Source organism: Streptomyces sp. NPDC056222 (genome assembly GCF_042264065.1).
Taxonomy (GTDB): domain Bacteria; phylum Actinomycetota; class Actinomycetes; order Streptomycetales; family Streptomycetaceae; genus Streptomyces.
Genome location: NZ_JBHJTL010000175.1, coordinates 1 through 6,141 on the forward strand (window position 1 = coordinate 1; position 6,141 = coordinate 6,141).

3 protein-coding genes and 2 tRNA genes are annotated in these 6,141 nt (G+C 70.5%); 1 reads left to right on the forward strand and 4 read right to left on the reverse strand.

The genetic code is table 11. From position 1 onward, the window contains the following. Window positions 1-14 precede the first annotated feature (14 nt). From ACFC0D_RS37810 to ACFC0D_RS37825, 4 genes are all read right to left on the reverse strand, one after another. Window positions 15-88 (reverse strand) — tRNA-Met (locus ACFC0D_RS37810). Between the two features lie 46 nt (window positions 89-134). Continuing rightward, window positions 135-2,075, reverse strand: a complete 1,941-nt coding sequence (locus tag ACFC0D_RS37815; RefSeq protein WP_376446487.1) for a tetratricopeptide repeat protein — start codon at window positions 2,073-2,075, stop codon at window positions 135-137. Window positions 2,076-2,280: 205 nt separating this feature from the next. Next, a tRNA-Met gene (locus tag ACFC0D_RS37820) sits at window positions 2,281-2,354 on the reverse strand. 52 nt (window positions 2,355-2,406) lie between these two features. Further along, the gene (locus ACFC0D_RS37825; protein ID WP_376446489.1) at window positions 2,407-5,397 is read right to left on the reverse strand and encodes a UPF0182 family protein; all 2,991 of its coding nucleotides are present in this window, start codon (window positions 5,395-5,397) and stop codon (window positions 2,407-2,409) included. Window positions 5,398-5,532: 135 nt separating this feature from the next. On the opposite strand from ACFC0D_RS37825, the gene ACFC0D_RS37830 reads away from it, so the two are divergent. Continuing rightward, entirely contained in the window at window positions 5,533-6,087 is a 555-nt protein-coding gene (locus ACFC0D_RS37830; protein WP_376446492.1) for a PPA1309 family protein, read from the forward strand. Window positions 6,088-6,141 lie beyond the last annotated feature (54 nt).

A 6,141-nucleotide genomic window follows, 5' to 3' on the forward strand; every position in this document is an offset into this window, starting at 1 on the left:
GGTTCGCTACTGAGTAGCGGGGACAGGATTTGAACCTGCGACCTCTGGGTTATGAGCCCAGCGAGCTACCGAGCTGCTCCACCCCGCGTCGGTGAACCCAACCTTACGGGACGCCCACGACCAGCGCAAATCACTTAAGCGGTCAGCTCCTGGTGCAGCGCCTCGCTCAGCCGGGCGGCCCGCTCGGCCACCTCCGCCGGGCCGAGCTCGACGGCCTTCGCACACCAGCGCCGGCCCTCCGACAGCTCACCCCGCCGCGCCGCGAGCAGCGCGAGCCGCAGGGCGGCGCGCCCGTGCCCGGCACGGGCGGCGCGAGTCCACCACAGCGCGGCCTCCCGCTCGCTGCCCTCGCGGGCGAGGAGCAGGCCGAGGTTGAAGGCTCCGTTACGACTGCCGGCCTCGGCCGCCTCGCGGTACCAGTGGGCCGCCTCCGTCACGTCGCCGCGCGCGGCGGCGAGCATCCCGACCCGCACCTGGGCGCGCCGGTGGCCCTGCTGAGCGGCCCGCTCGTACCACTCCTCGCACTCGGTCTTCGCCTCCTCGCGCGGCGCCCCGAGCGCGGGCGGGCCGGGGTCCGGCCGGCGCGCGTCGAGGACGGTGGCGAGCCGGAACGCGGCCTCGGCGCTGCCGCCGCCCGCCGCGCACCGCAGATGCCGCTCGGCGGACTGCTCGTCGCCGTCGCGCAGGCCGGCGATGCCGACCTGGAGGGCGGCCTCGGTGTGCCCCGCCGCGGCCGCGCGCTCGTACCAGCTCAGCGCCGTACGGTCGTCGTCGCGACCCGCGTAGAGAATGCCGAGATTGAAGGCGGCATCGACGCTGCCGGCCTCCGCGGCCTTGGAGAACCAGGGCTCGGCGCCGTCCGTGTCCCCGGCCTGGAGGAGGAGCACGGCGAGCGCGTTGGCGGCCTCGCGGTGACCCGCGTAGGCGGCGCGGCGGTACCACTGCTCGGCGTGCTGGACGCGGTCCTGGGCGGCGCAGAGCAGCCCGAGGTTGTACGCCCCGTTCACATCGCCCGCGTCCATGGCGGCGCGGTACCAGCGCTCGGCGGTCTGCTGCTCGCCCCGGGCCGCGTGCAGGGCGCCGAGCGCGTTGGCGGCGTTGCCGTCGCCGTCCTGGGCGGCACGCAGCCACCACACGGCGGCGCTCTCCTCGTCGCCGGCATCGCGCAGCAGGAAGCCGAGCGCGCAGGCGGCCTTGGCCTCGCCCTCCTTGGCGGAGCTCAGGTACCAGCGGCCGGCCTCCTTGAGCTCGCCCCGCTTCTCCAGGATCGCCCCGAGGTGCAGCGCGGCCCGTCGGTGCCCGCGCGCGGCGGCCTGCCGGAACCACTGCTCGGCCTCGGCGAGTTCATCGGAGGGCGCACCGGCGGAGCCGGGGTCGCCCTTGACCGAATCGGCCTGCGCGGTGTCGTGGACGAGCGCGTCGCGGGCCGAGAGGCCGGAGGCGGACGGGCCTCGGGTCACCTCCTGGGCGCGCCGCTCCAGGGCGAGGGCGAGTCGGTACGCGGCCTCGCGGTGACCGCGCTCGGCGGCGGCGCGCAGCCAGCGCTCGGCGCCGACGTCGCTGCGGTGCTCCAGGAGGTCGGCGAGAGCGTAGGCGCCCAGGGCGTGGCCCTGCTCGGCGGACTGGCGCAGCCAGTACTCGGCGGCGGGCTCGTCGCCGCGCTCGCGGTGATGGCGGCCGAGCGCGTGGGCGGCGGGCGCGGAGCCCGCGACGGCGGCGACCCGCCACCAGCCCGCGGCCTCTTCGGCGTAGCCACGCTGGTGCAGCAGGACGCCCAGGTTGTTGGCGGCCGCGCGGTCCCCCTCGGCGGTGGCGCCCCGCAGATACGGCTCGGCGCCGTCCAGGTCTCCGCGGCGCAGCAGCAGCGCGCCGAGCACGCTCATGGACGCGGCGTCGCCGCTCTCGGCGGCACGCCGGTGGCGCGCCTCGGTCTCGGTCTCGTTCTCGGCGGTGGTGTCGATGGCCTCATCGCCGGCCACCACGGCCTCGATGATGTCGTCTGCGGCACTCTTGACATGCCGCTGCACAAACCGCCCTGTCTCCAACAGAGTTGCCCTGTCCCCCATAAATTCCATCGTCGCACCACCCGCAACGCGCGTACACCTGGTATACCGCAGCCAGTGAGGTCACTTCAGCGTTTTGTCGACATGCCCACAGAGAGATAAGTCAAACACGTCTCACCCCAACTCGCCCCATCCCCACCGCGCTTCGCGGCCCCCGCGCCCCCGCCGAGCACGACAAGGGCCCGGATCCTGATGGATCCGGGCCCTTGTCTTTCAGTAGCGGGGACAGGATTTGAACCTGCGACCTCTGGGTTATGAGCCCAGCGAGCTACCGAGCTGCTCCACCCCGCGTCGTTGTGTCTTTAAGGTATCACGACGCGGGGGTGGTGCCTGACCAGGCCGATCAGCCGCTCGGTGGGGTCCCGGCGGTCGACGGGCTCGGGCTGGTCGACGGTGTCGCCGCCGGCTTCTGCTCGCCCGGCTTCTGCTCCGCCGGCTTCTGGTCGGACGGGGTCAGCTTCGCGCCCGCGTCCGCCGCCTTCTGGAGCGCGTCCTGCAGGGCTTCCTGGGCCTTGCCGTAGGCGGTCCAGTCACCCTTCTGCAGAGCCGCCTCACCGTCGTCGTACGCCTTCTGCGCATCGGCGATGGCCTGCTTCAGCGCGGCGTCGTTCGTGCTCGGCGTCGTCGGCGGCTTGGTGCCCGGCTGCTCCGGCTTCTCGGGCGGCGTCGCGCCCTCCACCCCGAAGACGGCGTTGAGCGCCGCGGTGAGGTTGTCCTCGAACACCGTGGTGTCCTTGGTCGTGTCACCGTCCGGCTGGTCCGCGTCCACGTACGACACCGCGACCTTCTTCAGCAGCGGGTAGTGCGCGTTGCGGCCCTGGGCGTACACCGGCTCGACGTACAGGAATCCGCCGTCGAGCGGCACCGTCAGCAGGTTGCCGTACTGGATGTCGGAGTCGGCACCCTTCATGTCACGGACGAAGGTGGCCACCGACGGAAGGCTGTTGAGCTTGTTCTGCACCTGCTCGGGTCCGGGGACCTCGGAGGTGACTCTCAACAGCCTTATGCGGCCGTAGTCCTTGCTGCCCGCGTCGGCGTCGACCGCCATGAAGCCGCCCAGGTTGGGCCGCCCGTTCGGGGTGAACGTCGTCGTCAGCGAGAACCGCTGCTGCTGGTCCCCGGGCATCTTCATGCTCAGGTAGTACGGCGGGACGGCGTTGCCGTCCTTGTTGGTCGGGTCGTTCGGCACCTGCCAGGCGTCCGAGCCGCTGTAGAACTGCGCCGGGTCCTTCACGTGGTATCGGGTGAGCAGCTCGCGCTGGACCTTGAACATGTCCTGCGGGTAGCGCAGGTGCTGCATGAGGTCGGGACTGATCGACTCACGCGGCTGCACCGTGTCCGGGAACGCCTTCATCCACGTCTTGAGGACCGGGTCTTCCTTGTCCCACTGGTACAGCTTGACCGTGCCGTCGTAGGCGTCGACGGTGGCCTTCACCGAGTTGCGGATGTAGTTGACCTGGTTCTGCTGGGCGACCACCGCGCGCTGCTGGTTGCCGACCGTCAGCGCGTCGGCCGTGGACTCGCCCAGCGTGGTGCGCGAGGCGTACGGGTAGCCGTTCGTCGTCGTGTACGCGTCGACGATCCACTGGATCTTGCCGCCGACGACGGCCGGGTACGCGTCGCCGTCGATGGTCAGCCAGGGTGCGACCGCCTCGACGCGCTCCTTGGGTGTGCGGTTGTAGAGGATCCGCGAGCCCTCGCCGATGGCCCCCGAGTAGAGGATCTGCGGCTCGCTGAACGCGACCGCGTAGGCGGCGCGATTGAAGGTGTTGGAGAGGTTGACCCCGCTCTTGCCCTCGTAGCTGGTGGTCTTCTCGCCGTTCTCCTCGTAGTCCAGCTCCTTCTGCGGGCCGCCGACGATCGAGTACTGATCCGTCTTCTCGCCGTAGTAGATCTTCTGCTGGTACGGGCCGAGCATCCCCGTGGTCGGCAGACCGGCCTCGGTGAAGACCGGGGAGCCGTTGGCGTCCGTCTGCGTGCCCGCGGCCATGATCGCGCCATAGCCGTGGGTGTACGTGAAGTGGTCGTTGATCCAGTTCCGCTTCGGGATGCCCTTGATGTTGAGCTCACGCAGGCCGACGACGGTGTCCTGGCCCTTGTAGCGGTCGACGTCGAGGGTCGTCGGGAACTGGTAGTACTTCCGCTTCTGCTCCAGCTGCTGGAACGTCGGCGAGACGATGTTCGGATCGATCAACCGGTAGCTGGCCGCCGTGTCGGAGTTCGCGCGGAGCTGGTCCTTGGCCTTGACCGTGGACTTGCCCGAGTAGTTCTCCGGCTCGGTGCTGTCGATGTCGTACGCCTTGCGCGTGGCATCGATGTTCTTCTGGATGTACGGCGCTTCCTTGGCCTGCTCGTTCGGCTGGACCTGGAACTTCTGCACGATGGCCGGGTACAGGCCACCGATCAGGATCGCCGACAGGACCATGAGGCCGAAGCCGATGACCGGCAGCTGCCAGGTGCGGCGCCACAGCGTCGCGAAGAACAGCACGGCGCAGATCGCGGCGATGCAGAAGAGGATCGTCTTCGCCGGCAGGTAGGCGTTGGCGTCGACGTACCGCAGACCCGTCCAGTTTCCGGCCGCCTTGAAGTCGCTGGACTTCACCGCGAGGCCGTACCGGTCGAGCCAGTACGCCACGGCCTTCAGCGAGACGAAGACGCCGAGGATCACCGACAGGTGGCCCGTCGCGGCGGCGGTGGCGCGGGCACCGGGGCTGGTGACGCGCAGTCCGCCGTACAGGTAGTGCGTCAGCGCGGCGGCGATCAGCGACAGGACGGTGGCGGCGAAGCCGAAGGCCAGCAGGAAGCGGTACCAGGGCAGGTCGAAGGCGTAGAACGACACGTCCAGCTGGAACTGGGGGTCCTTCTGGCCGAACGGAACCCCGTTCACCCACATCAGCCAGGTCCGCCACTGGCCGGAGGCCGAGGCGCCGGCGATCAGGCCCACCAGAGCGGTGATCGCGAGGAGCACCCACTTCTTGTAGGGGGCCAGGCCCATCCGGTACCGGTCAAGGCTCTGCTGCTCCAGCGACATCGCGCTCAGCGGCGGCCGCAGTCGGTGCGCCAGCCAGATGTTGAACCCGACGGCGAGCGCCATGAGGAGACCGAAGACGGCGAAGAGGCCGATCTTGGTCCACAGAGTGGTGGTGAACACGGACGAGTACGCGACCGAGCGGTACCAGAGCCAGTCCGTCCAGAACCCGGCGAACATGACGAACGCCATGGCCAGGACGGCCAGCACGCCCAGGGTCATGAGCAGCGTGCGAGCCCGCCGGGACGGCCGGCCGACTCTGATCCTTGGCCCGGACGGGCCCCCGGCGCCTCCGCGGTCCGGCATCTGGAAAGCCAACGTGCGCCCCTCGAGGTTGATGCGTCGATAAGCAGGCTCCGCGATCGTAGAGCCCACTGATGCAACTTACTGAGGCTTTACCTAGTTCCCGTCTTCGGGGGCAAAGGAGGCAGGATATGGGTCATGTCCAACGTTTCCTCCTCCGGCACCCCCATGGCCGCGAGCCCCCTCACCCGCGCGGTCCTCGAGATCGACGAGTACGCCTCCGGTCTCGGCTGGGACCGGCCGGCCCGGCTCTTCGCCCTCGTCGACACCGCCCGACTGCGTGCCAAGGAGCCGGGACTCGCCTCCCAGCTCGGTCTCGAAGGCGCGGAAGCCGCCGCCTTCACCCCCATCGAGCAGGAGGAGCTGCCGAAGGGGAAGGCCCTCGACGAGTTCCTCGGCACGATCGCCTGGCCGGACGCCGTGGCCGGCTGCGCCCTGACGGTGGAGCGGCTGATGCTGCCCCCGTCGGCCGAGGCATCCGTGCCGGACGGCCTGGACGAGGCCGGTCTGGCGAAGTGGGTGGCACGGCACCCGGACCGCCAGGAAGTCCGGATGACCGTGGCCGTCCTCCGTGACGGAGCCCGCGAGGCGGCCATCCGGCTGCGCGAGAAGGACTCCCCGAACGACGTGCTCACCGGGGCGGACCTGGTGCCGGGGCTCGCGGACGCCCTCGCGGCGACCTTCGAGTCCTGAGGCGTACGTGAAGGGGGCGCCCCGGTCGTCGACGGGGGCGCCCCCTTCACGTAC